At 51.2% G+C, this 21,423-nt stretch carries 20 protein-coding genes; all 20 read left to right on the top strand.

The genetic code is table 11. The annotated features are described in order from the left end of the window. The first annotated feature begins 58 nt into the window (after window positions 1–58). The 20 genes from N0M98_RS17095 (at window position 59) to N0M98_RS17000 (ending at window position 21,273) form a co-directional block, all read left to right on the top strand. The gene (locus N0M98_RS17095; RefSeq protein ID WP_259618626.1) at window positions 59–2,134 is read left to right on the top strand and encodes a chemotaxis protein CheA; all 2,076 of its coding nucleotides are present in this window, start codon (window positions 59–61) and stop codon (window positions 2,132–2,134) included. Between the two features lie 54 nt (window positions 2,135–2,188). Beyond that, on the top strand, window positions 2,189–2,650 hold the full coding sequence (locus N0M98_RS17090) for a chemotaxis protein CheW (protein WP_249862823.1): 462 nt from the start codon (window positions 2,189–2,191) through the stop codon (window positions 2,648–2,650). 5 nt (window positions 2,651–2,655) lie between these two features. Next, a complete protein-coding gene (locus N0M98_RS17085) occupies window positions 2,656–3,276 on the top strand; it encodes a chemotaxis protein CheC (protein WP_249862824.1) in 621 nt (206 codons plus the stop codon). Further along, complete coding sequence (locus tag N0M98_RS17080; RefSeq protein ID WP_249862825.1) at window positions 3,273–3,767, top strand: chemotaxis protein CheD; 495 nt, start codon at window positions 3,273–3,275, stop codon at window positions 3,765–3,767. The genes N0M98_RS17085 and N0M98_RS17080 overlap by 4 nt, the downstream gene beginning before the upstream one ends. A 3-nt stretch (window positions 3,768–3,770) precedes the next feature. Continuing rightward, window positions 3,771–4,199 (top strand): hypothetical protein, encoded by a 429-nt coding sequence (locus N0M98_RS17075; protein WP_249862826.1) that lies wholly within the window; start codon window positions 3,771–3,773, stop codon window positions 4,197–4,199. Between the two features lie 18 nt (window positions 4,200–4,217). Further along, window positions 4,218–5,003, top strand: a complete 786-nt coding sequence (locus N0M98_RS17070; RefSeq protein WP_249862827.1) for a FliA/WhiG family RNA polymerase sigma factor — start codon at window positions 4,218–4,220, stop codon at window positions 5,001–5,003. Window positions 5,004–5,024: 21 nt separating this feature from the next. Next, a complete protein-coding gene (locus N0M98_RS17065) occupies window positions 5,025–6,431 on the top strand; it encodes a flagellar assembly protein A (protein WP_259618625.1) in 1,407 nt (468 codons plus the stop codon). A gap of 35 nt (window positions 6,432–6,466) precedes the next feature. Next, window positions 6,467–6,787 (top strand): hypothetical protein, encoded by a 321-nt coding sequence (locus N0M98_RS17060; protein ID WP_249862829.1) that lies wholly within the window; start codon window positions 6,467–6,469, stop codon window positions 6,785–6,787. Between the two features lie 39 nt (window positions 6,788–6,826). Beyond that, window positions 6,827–7,411, top strand: a complete 585-nt coding sequence (locus N0M98_RS17055; RefSeq protein ID WP_259618624.1) for a hypothetical protein — start codon at window positions 6,827–6,829, stop codon at window positions 7,409–7,411. Then, the gene (locus N0M98_RS17050; RefSeq protein WP_259618623.1) at window positions 7,398–7,892 is read left to right on the top strand and encodes a hypothetical protein; all 495 of its coding nucleotides are present in this window, start codon (window positions 7,398–7,400) and stop codon (window positions 7,890–7,892) included. Before N0M98_RS17055 ends, N0M98_RS17050 begins: the two co-directional genes overlap by 14 nt. A gap of 205 nt (window positions 7,893–8,097) precedes the next feature. Next, the gene (gene rpsB / locus N0M98_RS17045) at window positions 8,098–8,796 is read left to right on the top strand and encodes a 30S ribosomal protein S2 (protein ID WP_249862832.1); all 699 of its coding nucleotides are present in this window, start codon (window positions 8,098–8,100) and stop codon (window positions 8,794–8,796) included. Between the two features lie 92 nt (window positions 8,797–8,888). Then, window positions 8,889–9,539, top strand: a complete 651-nt coding sequence (gene tsf, locus N0M98_RS17040) for a translation elongation factor Ts (protein WP_249862833.1) — start codon at window positions 8,889–8,891, stop codon at window positions 9,537–9,539. Window positions 9,540–9,733: 194 nt separating this feature from the next. Further along, window positions 9,734–10,459, top strand: coding sequence for a UMP kinase (gene pyrH, locus N0M98_RS17035; protein ID WP_249862834.1), 726 nt, complete (start codon window positions 9,734–9,736; stop codon window positions 10,457–10,459). Window positions 10,460–10,464: 5 nt separating this feature from the next. Then, on the top strand, window positions 10,465–11,019 hold the full coding sequence (gene frr / locus N0M98_RS17030) for a ribosome recycling factor (protein WP_249862835.1): 555 nt from the start codon (window positions 10,465–10,467) through the stop codon (window positions 11,017–11,019). A 59-nt stretch (window positions 11,020–11,078) separates the two neighbouring features. Further along, a complete protein-coding gene (gene uppS, locus N0M98_RS17025) occupies window positions 11,079–11,846 on the top strand; it encodes an undecaprenyl pyrophosphate synthase (RefSeq protein WP_249862836.1) in 768 nt (255 codons plus the stop codon). A 20-nt stretch (window positions 11,847–11,866) separates the two neighbouring features. After that, window positions 11,867–12,664, top strand: a complete 798-nt coding sequence (locus tag N0M98_RS17020) for a phosphatidate cytidylyltransferase (RefSeq protein ID WP_249862837.1) — start codon at window positions 11,867–11,869, stop codon at window positions 12,662–12,664. A gap of 19 nt (window positions 12,665–12,683) precedes the next feature. Further along, complete coding sequence (locus N0M98_RS17015; protein ID WP_259618622.1) at window positions 12,684–13,820, top strand: 1-deoxy-D-xylulose-5-phosphate reductoisomerase; 1,137 nt, start codon at window positions 12,684–12,686, stop codon at window positions 13,818–13,820. 188 nt (window positions 13,821–14,008) lie between these two features. Beyond that, window positions 14,009–15,265: an RIP metalloprotease RseP gene (rseP, locus tag N0M98_RS17010; RefSeq protein ID WP_249862839.1), complete on the top strand. Its 1,257-nt coding sequence runs from the start codon at window positions 14,009–14,011 to the stop codon at window positions 15,263–15,265. A gap of 168 nt (window positions 15,266–15,433) precedes the next feature. Further along, on the top strand, window positions 15,434–16,885 hold the full coding sequence (proS, locus tag N0M98_RS17005) for a proline--tRNA ligase (protein WP_249862840.1): 1,452 nt from the start codon (window positions 15,434–15,436) through the stop codon (window positions 16,883–16,885). Window positions 16,886–16,965: 80 nt separating this feature from the next. Continuing rightward, window positions 16,966–21,273 (top strand): PolC-type DNA polymerase III, encoded by a 4,308-nt coding sequence (locus tag N0M98_RS17000; protein ID WP_249862841.1) that lies wholly within the window; start codon window positions 16,966–16,968, stop codon window positions 21,271–21,273. Window positions 21,274–21,423 lie beyond the last annotated feature (150 nt).

The following is a 21,423-nucleotide window of genomic DNA, read 5'->3' as shown; positions in this document are numbered from 1 at the left end:
CTCAAAGGTACATGGGTGTACATATAGGGTTGGATTACATTGACGGAGGTGCGTGGTTATGGAATTGAATCAATACTTATCGATGTTTATTGACGAATCCAAGGAACATCTGCAGGCGATGAACGACAATTTGCTCAGCTTGGAAGCAAGTCCGGAGGATGTCAGTATCGTCCATAATATTTTCCGTTCGGCCCATACGCTTAAAGGGATGTCGGCGACGATGGGGTTTGAAGATCTGGCTTCCTTGACCCACGAAATGGAAAATGTGCTCGATCTGGTGCGCAATCATAAGCTGAAGATGGACTCGTTCATTTTTGACTGGATTTTCAAAAGCCTCGACGCGCTGGAAGCGATGGTGGAAGACATTATCCAAGGCGGCACAGGCAAGCTGGACGTTTCGGAGATTGTTGCCGCATTGAAATCGATCGTCAGCGGCGACTATTTGAAGGGCGGAGCTTCTACGGCGGCAGCAAGCAAGCAGGAAAAGCAGCAGGAACCGCTGCTGGATGAATTTCAGCTCTCGATTATTCAGCAGTCGATTGAAGCGGGCCTGTCCGTTTGTCTGATCGAGGTCACCATTCGCAAAGATTGCGTTCTGAAAGCGGCCAGAGCTTATATGGTATTCAACGTATTGGAGCAGCACGGGGAAGTGATCAAGTCCGCTCCGTCCGTAGAAGATATCGAACAAGAGCGTTTCGACGACAGCTTCTCGGTGTTCTTCATCTCTCATGCGGACAGGGAAACCTTGGAGAAGCAGGTGTCGAGCGTATCCGAGATTGAAAAGGCGACGGTTACTCCGCTTGATCAAGCCAAGCTCGACGAGCTGATGAATTCGCCCGTACAAGCGGCGCAGGCGGAGGTGGCGGCGGCGGTTGCCGAAGCTCCCGCGGCGCCTGCAGCGGAAGTGCCGAAGGCTTCGGGCTCCGCTCCTGCGCAGTCGGCCGGGACTAAAAAGCCGGCGGCCGGAGGCGGCGCTCCCGTAGCCAACCGTACGATTCGCGTCGATATTGAACGTTTGGATACGCTTATGAACCTGTTCAGCGAGCTGTTGATCGACAGAGTACGGCTGGAGCAGCTGGCGAGCGAAGTGAAGCGCAGCGATTTGACGGAAACCGTGGAGCATATGACCCGCGTCAGCAGCGATTTGCAAAACATCGTGCTGAAGCTGCGGATGGTTCCGATCGATACCGTATTTAACCGATTCCCGAGAATGATTAGGGATGTGGCCAAAACACTCGATAAAAAGGTCGATTTGATCATCACCGGCGCGGACACGGAGCTGGACCGCACGGTTATCGACGAAATCGGCGACCCGCTCGTTCATCTGCTCAGAAACTCCGTCGACCATGGAGTCGAGCCGGTGGCCGACCGAATTGCCGCAGGCAAGTCCGAGACGGGAACGATTAACTTGCGAGCGTATCATAGCGGCAACCATGTGTTCATCGAGATCGAAGATGACGGGCGCGGTATCAATCGCGAGAAAGTGCTCGGCATCGCCGTGAAGAACGGCGTCGTCGGGCAGGATCAGGCAGCCAGAATGACCGACGAGGAAGTATATATGCTCCTGTTCGCTTCCGGCTTCAGTACGGCGGATAAAATATCGGATATCTCCGGCCGGGGCGTCGGACTCGACGTCGTCAAAACGAAGATCGAAAGTCTTGGCGGAACCGTGCAAGTCGAGTCCAAATGGGGCAGAGGTTCGAAATTTTCCGTTCAGCTGCCGCTTACGCTCTCGATCATATCGGCGATGCTGGTACGGATGAGCAGCGAGAAATACGCTATCCCGCTATCTTCCATCGTGGAAACGGTGGCGATCAAGCCGGAGCAAATCCGGGTCGTACACGGCAATAAGATGATCGATTATCGCAACAGCATGATTCCGCTCGTACCGCTCGATAAACTGTTCGATGTGCCGAACACCGGGGAGAGCGCGGCAGGAGATACGCAGATCGTTGTGATCCGCAAAGGAGAGAAGCTCGCGGCTCTGGTCGTAGACGAGTTTATCGGCCAGCAGGAGATCGTCTTGAAGTCGCTCGGCAAATATTTGACCAATTTGTTCGCGATATCCGGAGCCACCATATTGGGCGACGGGCAAGTGGCGCTGATTATCGATACCAATGCTCTAATCAAATAACGCGGGTTACTGCGTTATACATACGGTTTTATCATTTTAAGGGAGGCGCGGAATATGGGAGAGGAAATCAAAGTCATCGTTTTTGCACTGGCTGAGGAAGAATACGGGGTCGAAGTAGAGCAGGTACGCACGATTGAGCGCATGCAGCCGATGACGCGCGTGCCGAAAACGCCGGATTTTGTTAAAGGCGTCATCAATCTGCGCGGCGTCGTAACGCCGGTTATCGATCTGCGCGGCCGTTTCGGCTTTCAAGAAAGCGAATATACCGACAGTACCCGCATTATTATCGTATCCGTCAAAGATATCGAGGTCGGCTTGATCGTCGATTCGGCTAACGACGTAATCGACGTAGATACCGATAACATCGACGATCCGCCGGAAATCGTAGGAGGCATCAAGGCCAAATACCTGCGCGGCATCGCCAAGGTGAACGACACCAGGCTGCTCATCCTGCTTAATTTGGAAGAAGTCTTAAATAAGAATGAAATCATCCAATTAGAAAACCTAGAGGAGTAACCTAAGTGGAATTATTCAATCGGTTGGCCGAATTTCAAATGGATGTGTTGAAGGAAGTCGGAAATATAGGAGCGGGGCATGCAGCCACCGCATTGTCGAAGCTGCTCGACAAACCGGTCGATATGCTCGTTCCCAAAGTCAGAATCGTCGCATTTGAAGAAATTGCCGACAGCGTTGGCGGTGCCGAGGAAGTCGTCATCGCCATCTTCCTTCGGGTCGAGGGAGAGACTCCGGGCAATCTGTTCTTTATTATGACTTTGGAGTCGGCCAAAAAATTGCTGCGCAGTCTGGTAGGAATTGTGGCGACTCATGACGAAAATTATACAGATATGGAACTTTCTGCTCTGAGCGAGATCGGCAACATTTTGGCGGGATCGTATTTGTCTTCGCTTGCCGACTTTACGCAGTTGTCGATGACGCCGACCGTACCGGCTTTGGCTATTGATATGGCCGGCGCGATTTTAAGCTTCGGTCTTATCCAATTCGGTCAAATGGGAGATCACGCGTTGCTGATCGATACGAAATTTCTCGACGGCAGCGAAGAGGTGAAAGGCCATTTCTTCCTTATTCCCGACCCGGAATCGTTCGACAAAATTTTTAAAGCCCTGGGAGTCGATACGCTATGATCCAGGACAACTACATCAAAGTGGGCATGGCCGATTTGAATGTAACTCACTTGACCGGTGTGCTCAAGACGACGGGATTGGGATCTTGCGTTGGACTTACACTCTATGATGCCAGAGCCAAAGTGGCGGGAATGGCGCATGTCATGCTGCCGACTTCGGAGATCGCTCGGGAAGGGAAGCTGAATATCGCCAAATATGCGGATACGGCCCTTCCCGATATGATCCGCAAGATGGAAGAGCTAGGCGCGGTCATAGGCCGGATGGAAGCAAAAATGGCGGGAGGCGCGCAAATGTTCGCCTTCGGCGGCAGCTCCGATACGATGCGAATCGGACCCCGCAACGTCGAATCGTGCAAAGAGATGCTGAAACGCTATGCGATTCCTCTGAAGGCCGAGGATACGGGCGGCAATTACGGCAGAACGATCGAATTTGATTGCGTAACGGGAGTCCTTGTGATAAGAAGCGTTCAGCAAGGAGTGAAAGAACTGTAGCTTATGATAGGAACCATTAGATGGAATTTCATAATTGGCCTCATCTCGCTTGTAATCACGTTCGGCTGCTCCATTGTACATAATATTTGGTTGACCAGTTTCATCCGAAGCGTATACAGCTTCATTATTGTGTTTGCCATCGTGTTTTTGTTCCGGTGGGTCCTTGGAACGGTGGCCGGCTTCAATCAGCTGGCCTCGGCGGAATCCGCGCCGCACGCCTCCGAGGAAGAAGGCAAAGGGACGGCGCTGGACTTAACGACCCCGGACGAAGAAGCGTCGCTGCATCAAATGCTAAAGGGCTCCCCGGAATCCAATGCCTCTGCCGGCGATTCAAGCTTCGAGCCGCTGAATCCGCCTAAGCTGTCGAGCAGGATGAACAACGCAGAACCCGGAGAGATGGCGCAAGCGGTACGTCGCATGACGGAAGAATAAGGGTGGTGACAACCGGTTATGATTCAAAAAAACGCACATTTACCGAATATCGATAGGTGGAGGCAATGGAAGGAATTTGGCCTGCTTGAAGCCAAACAGTCTCTCATCGAGAGCTACCTCCCTCTCGTGGAATATGTTTCCAACCGTCTGTCCGTCGGGCTGCCCAAAAATGTATCCAAGGATGATTTGTCCAGCTACGGCATTATGGGATTAATCGATGCCATTGAGAAATTTGATTATAAGAGAGGGCTTCAATTCGAAACCTATGCTTCTTGGCGAATTCGCGGAGCTATCATCGACGGGCTGCGTCAGGGTGATTGGGTGCCCCGTTCGGTTAGGGAAAAGTCGAAAAAAATTGAAGAGGCTTATCAGAAGCTGGAGCAGCAGTATTTGCGTTCGGTAACCGATTCCGAAATTAGCGCTTATCTGCAGGTCAGCGAAGCCGAGTTTCAACAAATGGTTCAGGAGATTGCGGTAACGACCGTTTGTTCCATTGACGATCCGATTCGGGAGGAAGATTCGGAAACGAGGCTTTCATTGTTGGTTGACGAGAAGGCTAAGAATCCTGAATATAAAGTGAATGAGTTTTATTTGAAGGAGACGTTATCCAAGGCGATTGAAAGGCTGACGGAGAAAGAAAGAACGGTCGTGTCCCTGTTTTATTACGAAGAGTTATCTTTGAGTGAAATTGCGGAAGTCATGAACTTGTCGCCGTCGCGAATCTCCCAGCTTCATTCCAAAGCGATTCTTCGTCTGCGCGGTTCGCTCGGCCGCTTTAAAACACAGTTATTTCAAGAATCCTAATGGAAGAAAGTGGGGGGAATAATGAGTGAAGCTGTGATGCCTTTAAGTTATTATGTCGAGATTACTTTATCGGATGATAAGCTGCAGGCGTTTCTGCAATTTAAAAACAGCGAAGAAGGGCTTTCCGTCTCTCTTGCAGAGCTGGAAGAGGTGCTGAGCTCTTATAAGATTTCCCATGGAATTGACCGCGAAATCCTGAGTCGGGTCGCAAGCGATCCTAAGTCCTTCTTTCGCGGGAAAACGTTAATAGCGCAAGGGACCCCGCCGCTGCACGGCAAAGACGGATTTATCCGCATGACGTATGAATTAACGGACGACGCCAAAAAGCCTGTGGAGCTGGAAAGCGGCAAAGTCGATTTCCGCGAAATTACGTCGAACAACAATGTGCGCAAGGGCCAGCTGCTTGCCGAACGGATTCCGCCTACGCAGGGGATTCAGGGCAGAGCGGTGACAGGGGAGTCGCTGACGGCTAAGGACGGGAAGGAAGCGCGAATGAAGGTCGGGAAAAATGTCGTTACCGATCCCGAGCAGAAAGCGCTCTATGCGGCGATCGACGGCATGATCTGCAAGACGGACCGCGGCAAAATCAACGTGTTCCCTATTTTCGAGGTCAACGGAGATGTCGATTATAATATCGGGAATATCGATTTTGTCGGCTCCGTCGTCATTCGGGGAAATGTGCTTAGCGGATTTAAAATCAAGGCGTCCGGAGATATCCGCATTACCGGAAGCGTCGACGGGGCGGATCTCGAAGCGGAAGGCTCGATAGAGATCAGCGCCGGCATTCTGGGGCATAACAAAGGAGTGATCCGGGCCGGCAACCGGGTGAAAAGCTCGTTTATCCAGGATGCGACGGTCATTGCGGACGAAGTGCTCGTTACGCTAAGCATTATGCATTCCAACGTCCGCGCGGCCAAAAGCGTAGTATGCAAAGGGACGAAGGGGCTGATTGTCGGGGGCACGATTCAAGCCGGAGAACAGGTCACGGCAAGAACGATCGGCAACTCAATGTCCACCGCAACCGTGATCGAGGTCGGCGTCTTGCCGGAGCTGCGCAACGAGCTGGGGCAGCTCAGAAGCCAGCTCAGAGCGGTTAACGAGAATTTGGACAAGACGGGCAAAGCGCTTGTGCTGCTCGACCAGATGGCGGCCGCCGGACAGCTAGCACCCGATAAGATGGCGATGCGCATTAAGCTGAACCATACGAAGAAGCAAATTACCGAGGAGCAGTCTCAGATGAGAGAGCGCATTCTTGAGATCGAGAAGTCGCTTGAAGACTCGGACAAAGCGACGGTGGAAGTCGTTTCTACTATATATGGAGGCGCCAAAATCGTCATCGGGCGGTATACCAAATTTATTAAGGATTCGGTTTCCCATGTTAAGTTTCAGCTTGCCAACGGGGATATAGCGATGTTCCCGATCGCGTAACGGAAGCGTTTTATCCTAGCTTAGGAGGGGACGGAATGAGCCTCAGACCGGTTGAACTGCAGATTGCGCTGCATAAAAATGACGAAGCGGGAGCACGGCAGCATCATATGAATCATAAGCCGCAGCAGGACCAGACGATGTTGGCGGCGGAAGCGGTTAAGCAGGCGGAGAAAGAGCGGCAGACGACGGGGGTCAGCGAGCAGATTCATCATGCTTCCGTAAAGGATAAGCCTAGAGATAAGCAGGGCGGATCAGGCGGGAAACATGCGGGGAAACGGAGCGCGGCGGAGGCCGGACCGTCTGCGGAACGCGGCGAGCACCCTTTTAAAGGCAAGCATATCGATCTTTCCCTCTAACAGAGGCATCAGACATCTAGCAGAAATAAGGTGAATCGTTTGAATCAACCCTGGGTGTACATCGTTTTGATAGGCTTAATTATTATCGTTTACGCCAAAATTATGCCTAGAACAAACGGCTCCAAGGAATTGCAAGGCCCGACGATAGGCGAAATCGAAGAGACGATGGAGCATTTCGCCGCGGAGCTGGAGGAACAGAATGAAGCGCTCATCCGTCAGCTGGCGGAGACGACAAGAGAATATGACGCCCAGTCCGCGAAGCTGGCTTCCAAAATCGACATGCTGGAGAAGCAATCTGTGCATACCGGCCAGGAGATCGCAAGGCTCAGCCTGGCAAATGAGGAGCTGCAGAAGAAGCTGGAGCGGATAACGGAATGGCAGCAGTCCGTGCTGCAGAACGCGGCGGCATTCCCGCAACCGTCGGGGGAAGCGGCGGCAGCCGTTGAAGAACCGCAGGCTTCGCAGGGAATGAACATCAAAAAGCGGTATTCCGAGCTGTTTAGCATGTATGATCAGGGCAAATCGAGCGATTATATAGCTAAGAAGATGGGAATGAACAAAGGCGAAGTGAGCTTGATTATTCAGCTGGCCAAACAGGAGGAACAGTTGAATGTTCAAAAATAAATCGATGCTCTACGGTTTGGGAATCGGCCTTATTGCCGGATCTGCGCTGCTTCAGCTTATGAATTTTTCCGCGCCGGCGGCAGCGGTGCAAGGGCGGCAGGATGCGGACGACATGGACCCGCAGCAGTTGAAACAGGCGGCTTCCGTCTATTATCAGGTATACGAAAAGGATCAAAAGCTGTACAGCCAGTCCCAGGCCGATGCGCTCGTTCAGCAGAAGCTGAAGGAGAGTAGCGAACGGCAGACGGCGGCGGACGGCGCTAAGCAGCCTGAGAAGGAAGTCTACATTTATATAAGCAAGGGGATGAACGCAGGCGACGTGGCCGAGCTGCTGCTGCAAAGCGGCGTCATACCGGAGCGGAAACCGCTTGAAGACGAAATGTGGAAACAGCGTCTAAACGACAAGATCGTAGCGGGGCTTCACGTGTTCAAAGGTCCGCAGGAGCTTGCCCAAGTATTGTCCAATTTGACGTCACAGTAAGCTTAGCCTTTGATACAGGTTGAGCTTTTTGTTCTATTTATAGAAGATGTTGCATACGATTTTCAGTTGTGGTATATTTATTGACGGTGTTAAAACGCACGCTGGTCAATTCGCATAATGGTGCTCCCGAATGGGGGAGTTTTATGTCGAAAATGCGACTCGGCGGAGGAGACACAAAAAACCAATTTAGAGGAGGTGTGTGAAGATGGCAGTAATCTCCATGAAACAGCTTTTGGAAGCTGGGGTACACTTCGGTCATCAAACCCGTCGTTGGAATCCTAAAATGGATCGTTACATCTTCACCGAAAGAAACGGCATTTATATTATCGACCTGCAAAAGACGGTCAAAAAAGTGGAAGAAGCTTACAACTTCGTGAAATCCGTCGCTGACGAAAACGGCACGATTTTGTTCGTAGGTACTAAGAAGCAAGCTCAAGATTCCGTTGCGGAAGAAGCTGAGCGTTGTGGAATGTACTACATCAACCAACGTTGGCTCGGCGGTACGCTGACGAACTTCCAAACGATTCAAAAACGTATCGATCGTTTGAAGCTGCTTGAGAAATGGGAAGAGGACGGCACGTTCGAAGTTCTTCCTAAGAAAGAAGTTATCATCCTTCGCAAGGAAAAAGACCGTTTGGAAAAATTCCTTGGCGGAATTAAAAATATGAAGGGTCTTCCAAGCGCATTGTTCGTCATCGACCCTCGCAAAGAGCGTATCGCAGTTGCGGAAGCTCGCAAACTGGGTATCCCAATCGTTGGTATCGTTGATACGAACTGCGATCCGGATGAAATCGATTATGTAATCCCTGGTAACGACGATGCAATCCGTGCGGTGAAATTGCTGACAGCGAAAATCGCTGACGCAGTTATCGAAGCACACCAAGGCGAACAAACAACAGCTTAATAGCTGAATAGGGAAGGGTGGTTCAAAGGTGCAAAATCCTTTCACCGCCCTTTTTTTAGGGTACATAGTCTAATACTTAAGGAGGCCAAAACATGGCAGTGAATGCAGCATCGGTAAAAGAATTGCGCGAAAGAACGGGAGCAGGTATGCTCGATTGTAAAAAAGCGTTGGAAGAGGCTAACGGCGATTTGTCCAAAGCGGCTGATATCCTTCGTGAGAAAGGTTTGTCCGCAGCGGCTAACAAAGCGGGACGTATCGCTACGGAAGGTACTGTAGAATCTTACATCCACGCTGGCGGCCGTATCGGCGTATTGGTGGAAGTTAACTGCGAAACGGATTTCGTCGGCAAAACGGAACAATTCCGCGAGTTTGTTAAAGACGTAGCGATGCATATCGCCGCTTCCAGCCCGTTGTACGTTCGCCGCGAAGACGTTCCTCAAGACGCGCTGGACAAAGAGCGCGAAATCTTGACGGCGCAAGCTTTGAACGAAGGCAAACCGGCTAACATCGTACAAAAAATGGTAGAAGGCCGCTTGGGCAAATACTACGAAGAATACTGCTTGATGGAGCAGTCGTTCGTTAAAGATCCGGACAAAACGATCGCTCAGCTTGTCAACGAAAAAGTGGCGACGATCGGCGAAAACATCACGATCCGCCGTTTTGCCCGTTTTGAACTGGGCGAAGGCTTGGAGAAAAAACAAGAAAACTTCGCAGAAGAAGTTATGGCTCAAGTGAAAAAATAATAAGACTTGCCGTTTAGACGGCCGAGGTCTTTCGGTTTTACACTCTGAAAGAAAGTCTGCGGTGAATGATGGATTTTACGGGATGCATCATTTACCGCATACAAATACGGAAACAAAAACGTGGGAACACTTTGTGTTCCTTCTTTTTTAAACATAAACATTTCTTAGCTGCTTTACGAACGGGGGTAATAAGCTTGGTACAGCCTATCTTTAAAAGAGTCATATTAAAACTAAGCGGTGAAGCTTTGGCAGGGCAGCAAGGTTATGGAATCGATTCGGATATGATTTCTTCGATCGCCGCACAGGTGAAAGAAGTCGTAGACTTGAACGTGGAAGTGGCTGTTGTCGTAGGCGGCGGTAATATCTGGAGAGGGATTGCAGGGAGCGCCAAAGGAATCGACCGGGCTACAGCCGATTATATGGGCATGCTCGCTACCGTAATGAATTCACTGGCGCTGCAGGATGCGTTGGAGACGATCGGTGTCCCTACGCGCGTGCAAACTTCGATCACGATGCAGCAGGTTGCGGAACCTTACATTCGCCGCAGAGCGATTCGTCATCTGGAAAAAGGGCGCGTCGTCATCTTCGCGGCTGGAACGGGCAATCCGTACTTCTCCACTGATACGACGGCTGCGCTCAGAGCGGCGGAGATTGAAGCGGAAGTCATCCTGATGGCTAAAAATAAAGTAGACGGCGTCTATTCCGCCGACCCGTTCAAGGATTCGACAGCGCAAAAATTCGAAACGCTCACGTATATGGAAGTGCTCAGCAACAATTTGGGTGTGATGGATTCGACCGCTTCGTCGCTTTGCATGGACAATAATATTCCGTTAATCGTGTTTTCGATCACCGAGAGCGGCAACATCAAGAGAGTCGTTCTTGGCGAAAAAATTGGGACGATTGTAAAAGGGAGTGTTTAACGATTATGCCACAATCCATTAAAAAAAATGCGGAAGATCGCATGGAGAAAGCAGTCGGAGCCTTGAAAAAAGAGCTCGCCAGCTTGCGCGCAGGCAGAGCGACTCCGGCGCTGCTCGACCGGGTTCAAGTCGAATATTACGGGGCGATGACTCCAATTAATCAATTGGCTAATATCAACACGCCGGATTCCCGCACTCTTATGATTCAGCCGTGGGATAAAAGCTCGGTGAGCGCAATTGAGAAAGCGATTATGAAATCGGATCTCGGCTTAACGCCTTCCAATGACGGCAGTATGATTCGTATCGTGATTCCTGCCTTGACGGAAGAGCGCCGCGCCGAACTGGTGAAGATGACGCGCAAATACGGCGAAGAAGCCAAGGTTGCCATTCGCAATGTGCGCCGCGATGCTAACGACGACATCAAGAAGCTGGAGAAGCAAGGCATCTCTGAAGACGAGTCCCGCAAGCATCAAGAAGATATTCAAAAATTCACGGACAAGTTTATCGGCGAAGTAGACAAAACGTTAGCTGCCAAAGAAAAGGAAATTATGGAAGTGTAAAATATAGAAGACCCCCTTTCGAGGGGGCTTTTAGTCTTTCCTTAATGGAGGAAATGGAAATGATGCCTTTCAAAAAGTGGTTTGGAAGCAAGTCTCAGAACGAAGAATGGATTGAGCGTATCGATTCCGAGAATATTCCGAGCCATGTTGCGGTTATCATGGATGGCAATGGCCGCTGGGCCCAGAAACGCGGGCTTCCCCGTGTTGCAGGCCACCATTCGGGAATGAAAAATGTTAAGAAAATTACAATGGCCGCCGATGCCATCGGCGTGAAGGTTCTGACGATGTATGCTTTTTCGACGGAAAATTGGAAGAGGCCGAGGGAAGAAGTCGAATATTTAATGAAGCTTCCGCTCGAGTTTTTTCCGAAAGAGATCGACGAACTGATTGCCAACAATGTGCAGATTCGAATGACGGGCTGGCACGAAGGTGTTCCCGACTATACGATGAAAGCGATTCAGGACGCTATCGATCAAACGAAGCATAACACCGGACTGATCTTGAACTTTGCGCTTAATTACGGCAGCCGCCGGGAAATGCTCCAGGGAGTGAAGCGGCTTACAGAAGATGTCGTGTCGGGGAAAATATCTCTTGACGCCGTAGATGAAGCGATGTTCTCCAGCTATTTGCTGACCCATCCGCTGCCTGACCCGGATTTGCTTATTCGGACCAGCGGAGAACTGCGTATCAGCAATTTTTTGATGTGGCAGCTTGCTTATTCGGAGCTGTGGTTTACCGAATTATGCTGGCCGGAGTTTACGGAGAAGCACTTTTATGAAGCGATTCAAGAATATCAGCGTCGTGCGCGCAGATACGGCGGATTGTAACAGCTAATGGAGGAATAAACTTGAAGCAGCGAATTACGACCGGAGTCATTGCCGGATTAGGGTTTATGATTCTATTGTATTTGGGCACTTATTGGTTTGCCGGTTTAATCGTCGTGCTGTCTTTGATCGGCTTCGATGAGTTTTTAAAAATGAACGGGCTGAAAAGCTTCAGGCTGACAGCCTTGTTCGGATACATAGGAACCGTTTGCCTGACGATACCATGGAAGCTGTCCGTTACGGCTTCCATCGCTTCTGCCGACCGTCTGACGTGGATCTTTTTGTTTATCGTGCTTTGCGCAACGGTCGTATCCAAGAACAAAGTAACGATCGATCACGTTGCGATGATGTTCCTGGGTATGGTATATATCGGAATCGGCTTCCATTACATGATTGAAACCCGCATGGCCGAACATGGACTGTTTTGGACGCTGCTTGTCTTTTTTTGTATATGGGCGACGGATTCGGGAGCTTATTTTACCGGCTCGGCAATCGGCAAGACGCCTCTATGGCCGACGATCAGCCCGAAAAAATCCGTGGAAGGCTCGCTCGGCGGAGCGATATTGTCGGTTATCGTAGCCCTTTGCTTTTCCTTTGCATCACCGGAGCTGCTTTCATGGTCTCAAGCGCTGCTGCTTGGCGTTGTCATCGCCGTTGTAGGGCAGATGGGGGACCTGATTCAATCGGCTTACAAAAGGGTGAAGGGGATTAAAGATACGGGAGCTATACTGCCGGGGCATGGCGGCGTGCTGGATCGGGTCGACAGTTGGTTGATCGTTTTTCCGGCCGTTCATCTGCTTTCTCTCATCCCCCATGCATAATACGATTTAGAGGTGAAGCATGAAGCGAATTTCGATACTTGGATCAACCGGTTCGATCGGGACGCAAACATTGGATGTCATTTCTCATTATCCGGAGCAGTTTATTGTGGATGGGCTTGCCGGAGGGCATAATCTGAAGCTGCTTTCGGAGCAGGTCGGCAAGTTCCGCCCGCGCAAAGTATCGGTAGCTACAAAAGACCTGGCGGACGAACTGAAGACGCTTGTTCCTGCGGGGACTGAGATTTATTACGGAGACGAGGGCCTGCTGCAGGTCGCCGCTGGAACGGACGCCGATTTTGTCGTTACCGCTTTGGTCGGGAGCCAGGGGTTGCGGCCTACGCTGGCCGCCATCGAGGCGGGCAAGCAGATCGGCCTGGCTAATAAGGAGACGCTGGTTAGCGCCGGCCATCTGGTTACGGCGGCGGCGCAGCGCCGCGGCGTCAAGCTGCTGCCGATCGATAGCGAGCATTCGGCGATATTCCAATGCTTGAACGGGGAATCGATGAAGGATGTTCGTAAAATTACGCTGACCGCCTCAGGAGGATCGTTCCGGGATCGTACGCGCGAGCAACTGAAGGATGTTACGGTCGAGCAGGCGCTGCAGCATCCGAACTGGTCGATGGGCGCCAAAATTACGATCGATTCGGCGACGATGATGAATAAAGGGCTTGAAGTGATCGAGGCGCATTGGCTATTCGAAATGCCATACGATCGGATCGACGTGCTGATTCATCCGGAGAGCATCATTCATTCCTTTGTCGAATATGAGGATTGCAGCATTATCGCCCAGCTCGGCAACCCCGATATGCGGGTACCGATTCAGTATGCGCTAACATACCCGAAGCGAATGAAGACGCCGACGCAGCCGCTGAAGCTGGCCGAAGTCGGCAAACTGCATTTCCGGGAGATGGACTACGAACGTTATCCTTGTCTGCAGATGGCCTTCGATAGCGGCAGAGCGGGGGGCACGGCAACGACGGTATTTAACGCGGCCAACGAGGTGGCGGTCGACCGTTTCTTGAAGGGCGAGATTTCGTTTCTGCAGATCGAGGATGTTATCGCGAATGTGCTGAATAAGCATCAGATCGTCATGAACCCGGATCTTGAGGAAATTACAGCAGCCGATACGTGGGCGCGAGAGGCTGCACGGAGCTGACTTCCGATTTTCTGTCCGTCGCAAAAATTACGGTTTCCCTAGCATCATTTCAGTGACAAAGTAATATGTTCATAACATGGCTTGGCTTGTATTCATATCGTAAATAATGTTAATCTTAATGAAAAGAACGAGCCCATCCATGGAACTGGTCTTTGACTAATCGCGATGCTTAAAGGGAGGACGTCCATTTGGCTACATTGCAAAATGCATTTCAAATCGTACTGTTATTTTTTGTCCTTGTAACGATACACGAATGGGGACATTTCTATTTTGCCAAAAGGGCAGGCATCCTGGTCAGGGAGTTTGCCATCGGCTTCGGCCCCAAATTGCTTTCGTTTAAAAAAGGGGAAACCCGTTATACGCTGCGTTTGCTTCCGATCGGCGGATTTGTCCGCATGGCCGGCGAGGATCCGGAAATCGTGCAGATCAATCCGGGCCAACGCATCGCGCTGGCTATGAACGGCAAAGAAGTAACGCATATTTATTTGAATGAATTTGATAACCGCTCCGACGCCGTTGTCGGCGTAGTGGAAGAAATCGATCTGGAACGCCGATTATTCGTCAAGCTGGATTTGGACGGCGAACTGAAGTCGTACCCGATCCATCCGCAGGCGATGATGGTCAGCAAAGACAAGGAGACGCAAATCGCGCCTTGGGACCGCCAATTCGGCAGCAAAACGGTGGGGCAGCGAGCCTTGTCGATCTTCGCCGGACCGATGATGAATTTTATTCTCGCTTTCGTCTTGTTCGTCCTCGTCGTCTTAATGGCCGGCGTGCCGGATAAGGTGAAAATTCAAAGCACAGTCGCCGGTTCTCCTGCCGAGAAGGCGGGGCTGGCCGCCAACGATATTATTTTGCAGGTGAACAACGAACCGATCGGAGCGGACCGCAATAAATTGACAACGCTCATTAAAGATTCGGTCAACAAGCCGATGATCTGGATTGTCGAACGCAACAAGGAGCAGCTGCGCAAAGAAGTGACTCCTGAGGATAAAGGCAACGGAGGCCTTGTCGGAGTAACATTGATGGCGGAGACGAGAAAGGCGAATGTGCTTGAGGCGGTGACCAACGGGTGGGACAGCTTGGCTACGGCAACGGTGTCCATTCTGGATAGCTTCGGCAAGCTTGTTACGCTGCAGTTCAAAATGGACGACTTGGGCGGGCCGGTGCGAATCGTCGAATTTACGAGCGAGCAGGCCAGCGCCGGTCTGGCGCAGTACACGTTCTGGGCAGGCCTTATGAGCTTATACCTCGGCTTGTTCAACCTGCTGCCGTTCCCGGCTTTGGACGGAAGCCGCCTTGTATTTCTCGGTTTCGAGGCGCTGCGCGGCAAGCCGGTCGATCCGAGCAGGGAGAGCATCGTTCATTTCGTCGGCTTTGCGATGTTGATGCTGCTTATGATCGCCGTTACTTATAACGATATTTTACGATTAATTAAAGGCTAGGAAAGCTTAGCTTATCTTACGAAGCAGCTTTGCCCTAGAAGCGTGGTGATCAAGTGGCCGGAGAGTCGGTAGCAAGTTGGAACAGCGCCAGCGATCGCCTTTGTAGACGGATCTTCCCCGCTTCAGGGGTTTCCAGGAAAGAGAGTTTTTAGGAGGAGTCACGCCAAAATGTCCAAGGATAACAAACAGTTCGTAAAGGAGATTACGCCGCAAAGCGAAGATTTCTCCAGATGGTATATCGATGTCATCAAGAAGGCGGATCTCATGAGCTATTCGCCGGTAAGAGGATGCATCGTTTTCAAACCGGACAGCTATGAAATCTGGGAAAACATTCAGCGCGAGCTTGATGCCAGGTTCAAAGAAACGGGTCATCGCAACGCTTACTTCCCGATCTTCATTCCGGAGAGCTTTTTCCAAAAAGAGAAGGAGCATGTCGAAGGCTTCAATCCCGAGCTGCCTTGGGTAACCGAAGCCGGCGGCGAGAAGCTGGAGGAAAGACTGGCGATTCGTCCGACGTCCGAGACGATGATCGGCCATATGTACTCCGAGTGGATTAATTCGTACCGCGATTTGCCTTTGCTGATCAATCAATGGGCGAACGTGGTGCGTTGGGAAAAACGGACGCAGCCGTTCCTTAGAACGAGCGAGTTTTTATGGCAGGAAGGCCATACCGCTCACGAAGACGAAGCGGACGCGCGCCGCGAAACGATGCAAATGCTGGAGATTTACCGCGATTTCGCCGAAAATTTCTTGGCCATTCCGGTGATCGTAGGACAGAAAACGCCTTCCGAGAAATTTGCCGGCGCGGTCGATACGTATTCGATCGAAGCGATGATGAAGGACGGCAAAGCGGTGCAAGCGGGCACGTCTCACTACTTGGGCACCAACTTTGCGGTAGCGTTCGATATTAAATATTTGGATCGTGAAAACCAGCATACGTTCTGCCATACGACTTCCTGGGGCGTAAGCACCCGTCTGATCGGCGCGCTGATTATGGTGCACGGCGACGACAGAGGCTTGGCTTTGCCGCCTAAGGTAGCTCCTACGCAAGTCATTATGATTCCAATCGGGCCTCCTAAAACGAGAGAGCAAGTCGTAGGCCGCGTGAACGAATTGTTTGCCGAGCTGAAGCAAGCGGGCGTGCGCGTCAAGGTGGACGATCGTCCCGATCAAAGCCCTGGTTGGAAATTTAACGAATACGAAATGCGCGGCGTTCCGATTCGCGTGGAATTGGGGCCTCGGGATATGGAGAACGGACAAGTCGTCCTCGTTTCGCGTATTTCCGGTGAGAAGCGTATCGTCAAGCAGGAGAATTTTGTCGAAGAAATTCAAAATATGCTGGCGGAAATTCATCAACAAATGTATGATAGAGCTAAGCAGTTCCGCGATGAGAATTTCACGTCGGTAGACAGCTTGGATGAATTCAAAACATTCCTTGAGCAGAAGCGCGGCTTCGCGTTAGCCGGATGGTGCGGCTCCGATGCTTGCGAAGCTCAGGTTAAGGAAGAGACAGGGGCGACGAGCCGCAACATTCCGTTCGAACCAAGCGAGCATAAATCGACTTGTCTCGCTTGCGGAGAAGCTGCGAAGCATACCGTTGTGTTCGGCAGAGCTTACTAATTGAAGGCAAGTCTACAAGGGCAAATCGGAAAGCAACATCTCCTTTTTGCCCTTTCTATGTTTTATGGGGGAGGGCATACATGAGCAGTACGGCAGTGAAAAGAGAACGTTTCGAGATGCTGATGCAGCAGGCGCACGTGCCTGCCGATGTGGTGAACTCTTTTTTTCAGGACGGTTATATCGATAGAGTAGAAACAACCCGAACCAATAGGGAGTGGACTTTTTACATAGTAAAAAGCAGCATCGTCCCGCATGATATTTACCGCACGTTTTGCAAAATGATTCGGGATAAATTCGCCCACATTGCGGCAACGAAGTTTATGCTGCGGTATACGGCGGACGTATTGCCCGAAGCGGTGGCCAAAGAGTATTGGGGCATGTTCATCGAATGGGTGCAGCGGGAAGCGACCTCGGTCAACGGTTGGATGAGCAAGGCCAAGATCGATGTGCAGGGCCAGCAGTTGACTTTGATTTTGTTGGATACGATCGGTTTGGAACTGGCTAAGAAGAAAAACATCGGCCAATGGATTCATACGTATTTTAACGATTTTTTCGGAGTGGAGTTTCAGGTTCGTTACGCTATGGACGAGCACCGCGAAGCAGAGTTCGAGAAATTCGCCAGAAAGATCGAAGAAGAAGGGAAATTCGTTACTCAGGAGATTATGACTTCGATCGAAGCGGAGCAGGAAGCGGAAGCTCTTCCGGATGCGGAGCTCAAGCTGATGATCGGCTATGAGATCAAGGATGCTCCGACACCAATTCAAATGGTGCAGGACGAGGAGAAGAAAGTTACGCTGCAGGGCGCCGTATTTGGATTGGAATCCAAAGAACTGAGAAACGGCAGCACTCTGTTCACGTTTAATATAACCGATTTTACCGATTCGATGATGTGCAAAGCTTTTGCCAAGACGAAGGAAGACGTCAAAATATTCAGCCTGATGCAAAACGGCACCTGGGTCAAGGTGCGCGGCAAGGTGGAATACGACCGGTTCATGCAAGTGCCTGAGCTCGTTCTGATCCCTAACGACGTGAACGAAGTGATGGCTCCGCCGGATCGGAAGGACGACGCCGCCGAGAAGCGGGTGGAATTCCATCTGCACACGACGATGAGCGCGATGGACGGAATTACTCCGATCGATCAATATGTCAAAATGGCGGCGAAATGGGGACATAAAGCGATTGCCGTCACCGACCACAGCGGGGTTCAATGCTACCCTGAAGCCTACAAGGCAGCCAAAAAGAACGGCATTAAGATGATTTACGGTTTGGAAGCGAACGTCGTCGACGACGGCGTACCGGTGGTCGTTAACCCGAAGCCGATGGAATTGAGCGAAGGCGAATACGTAATTTTCGACATCGAGACGACCGGTTTGTCGATCGTCAACAACAAGATCATCGAAATCGCCGGCGTGAAGATGAAGGAAGGCAAGGAAATCGACCGATTCGCGACGTTCGTCAATCCGCATGAGAAGATTCCGTACAATATTCAGCAGCTGACGAACATTACGGACGATATGGTGCAGGATGCTCCAGAGCTGGAAGAGATGCTTCCCAAATTTATCGAATTTGTCGGAGACAGCGTGCTTGTCGCGCATAACGCCCGGTTCGATATGGGCTTTATTCAGGCGAACTGCAAGAAGCTGGGTCTTCCCGTAGTGCCGAACGCGTCGCTGGATACTTTGGAGCTCGCTCGTCTCTTGTTCCCGTCGATGAAAAATCACCGTCTGAACACGCTCGCCGACAAGTTTAAAGTCGGTCTGGAAAATCACCATAGGGCGATCGACGACTCGATTGCGCTGGGACATATTTTATTCCATCTGATTAAGGAAGCGGCGGAACGAGGCATCACCGATTTGGAACGGCTGAACGATAACGTAGGCAAAGATTTGAAAAATACAAGGCCGTTTCACTGCTGCATTTACGCCAAGGATATGGTCGGCAAGAAAAATTTGTATACGCTCGTCTCCTTATCGCATACGGAATATTATCATCGCGTGGCCTGCATTCCGAAAAGCTTGCTCAGCAAGATGAGGGAAGGGCTGATTATAGCGTCCGGTTGCGAAAAAGGGGAGTTCTACGAGACGGTTCTGAACAAGTCCGTCGAAGAAGCGGAACAGGTAGCCGAATTTTACGATGTGCTGGAGATTCAGCCTACGACGGTCAATATGCATCTGGTCGAGAAAGGGCTGGTCGGCAGCAAGGAACAGCTTGAGGATGCGAACCGGAGAATCATCGCCATCGGGCGGAAGCTGGGGAAACCGGTCATCGCAACCGGCAACGTGCATTACTTGCATCCACGCGACAAAATTTGCCGCGACATTACGATCAATGGGATTACGGGCTTTAGCCCGCTGAAAGATATTCGCAAACCGGACGTCCATTTCCGTACGACGAAGGAGATGCTGGCCGAGTTTCAATATCTTGGCGAAGAGACGGCTTACGACGTGGTCGTCAAAAATACGAACGAGCTGGCCGATCAGTTCGAATCGCTGGAGCTGTTCCCGGACAAGTTGTTTACGCCGATTATTGACGGCGCCGACGAAGAGATCAGAACCAAATGCTATGAGACGGCCAAGCGGATTTACGGCGATCCGATTCCGGAGGTGGTTACCGCCCGTCTGGAAAAGGAACTGATACCGATCATCAAATACGGCTTCTCGGCGAACTATTTGATCTCGGAACGGCTGGTTAAAAAGTCGAATGAGGACGGTTACCTGGTAGGCTCGCGGGGTTCCGTAGGCTCGTCCATCGTGGCGACGTTCCTCGGCATATCCGAGGTCAATCCGCTTCCTCCGCATTATGTTTGTTATCAATGCAACCATAGCGAGTGGATTTTGGACGGCAGCATTCCGAGCGGCTTCGATCTGCCGGACAAAGATTGCCCGAATTGCAATGTCAAGATGAAGGGCGACGGACAGGATATTCCGTTTGAAACGTTCCTAGGCTTCAAGGGGGACAAGGTTCCCGATATCGACTTGAACTTCTCGGGCGAATACCAGCCGGTCGCTCATAACTATACGAAGGTGCTGTTCGGACCGAAAAATGTGTTCCGTGCCGGTACGATCGGTACGATTGCCGAGAAGACGGCGTTCGGCTACGTGAAGAAATATGAAGAAGATCAGGGGAAGAAATGGCGCGGAGCCGAGATCAACCGGCTAGCGGCCGGATGTACGGGCGTCAAGCGGAGCACGGGACAGCATCCCGGCGGTATTGTCGTCGTGCCGGACTATATCGATGTGAACGACATTACGCCGGTGCAGTTTCCGGCTGACGATACGAGCGCTGAATGGCAGACGACGCATTTCGATTACCATGCCTTCGACGCGAACCTGCTTAAGCTCGATATTCTCGGACACGATGACCCGACGATGATGCGGATGCTGCAGGATTTGACCGGCGTCGATCCGACGACGATCCCAATGAACGATCCGAAGGTCATGAGCATGTTCAACTCGACCAAATCGCTGGGCGTAACGCCGGAGCAAATCCGCACGCCCGTAGCCACCTACGGCGTGCCGGAGATGGGGACGAAATTCGTCCGCCAGATGCTGGAGGAGACGCAGCCGTCGTCCTTTGCCGACTTGCTGCAAATTTCCGGTCTGTCCCACGGAACGGGCGTTTGGCTCGGCAATGCGCAGGAATTGATCAAGAAGGGCACCTGCACGATCAAAACCGTTATCGGCTGCCGGGACGAGATTATGCTCTATTTGATCTATAAAGCCGGCATGGACGCCGGACTTGCTTTCAAAATTACGGAGAGCGTGCGTAAAGGGAAGGGCCTCACTCCTGAGTGGAAGGAAGATATGAAGAAGCATAAGGTGCCGGCATGGTACATCGAATCCTGCGAACGCATCGAGTACATGTTTCCTAAGGCGCATGCCGCCGCTTACGTTATTTCCGCGGTGCGTACGGCCTACTTCAAGCTGTATCATCCGATCGCTTATTATGCGACGTACTTTACGGTTCGTGCCGAGGACTTCGAGCTCGACATGCTCTGTCAAGGCTATGACGCCATCCTGCGCAGATTGATTGAGATCGAAGAGAAGGGCTTCCAGGCTTTGCCTAAGGAGAAGGCTATGATTTCGATTCTTGAGATGGCGCTGGAGATGACCGCCCGCGGCTTCTCGTTTAAAGGCATCGATCTGTACAAATCGGATGCGACGAAGTTTTTGATTGACGGGGATTCACTTATTCCTCCGTTCTCGGCGATCGCCGGCATCGGGGAGAATGCGGCCAAAAACATCGCTGCGGCGAAGGACGACGGTCCGTTCCTTTCAATAGAAGACTTCCAAACTCGCAGCAAAGCTTCCAAAACGATCGTAGAACTGCTAGGCTCGATGGGATGCTTCCGGGGATTGCCGGAGTCCAACCAGTTATCGCTGTTCTAACGGAACCCGTCTTAAGACGGAGCTGAGAAGGTATAGTGGTTTTCTCAATGAAGCGAGCACTCATCATATTGCATACCTATAAGGCTTATGGTATAATCTTCTTTGGTAACAAACGTTTATAAGTTCCGATCTTAGAGAGTGGGGAAACCC

It is taken from the genome of Paenibacillus doosanensis (assembly GCF_025060755.1).
GTDB classification, from domain to species: Bacteria; Bacillota; Bacilli; order Paenibacillales; family NBRC-103111; genus Paenibacillus_S; species Paenibacillus_S doosanensis.
The sequence above is the reverse complement of the archived record's forward strand: the minus strand, read 5'-3'. Positions and strand labels throughout refer to the sequence as shown.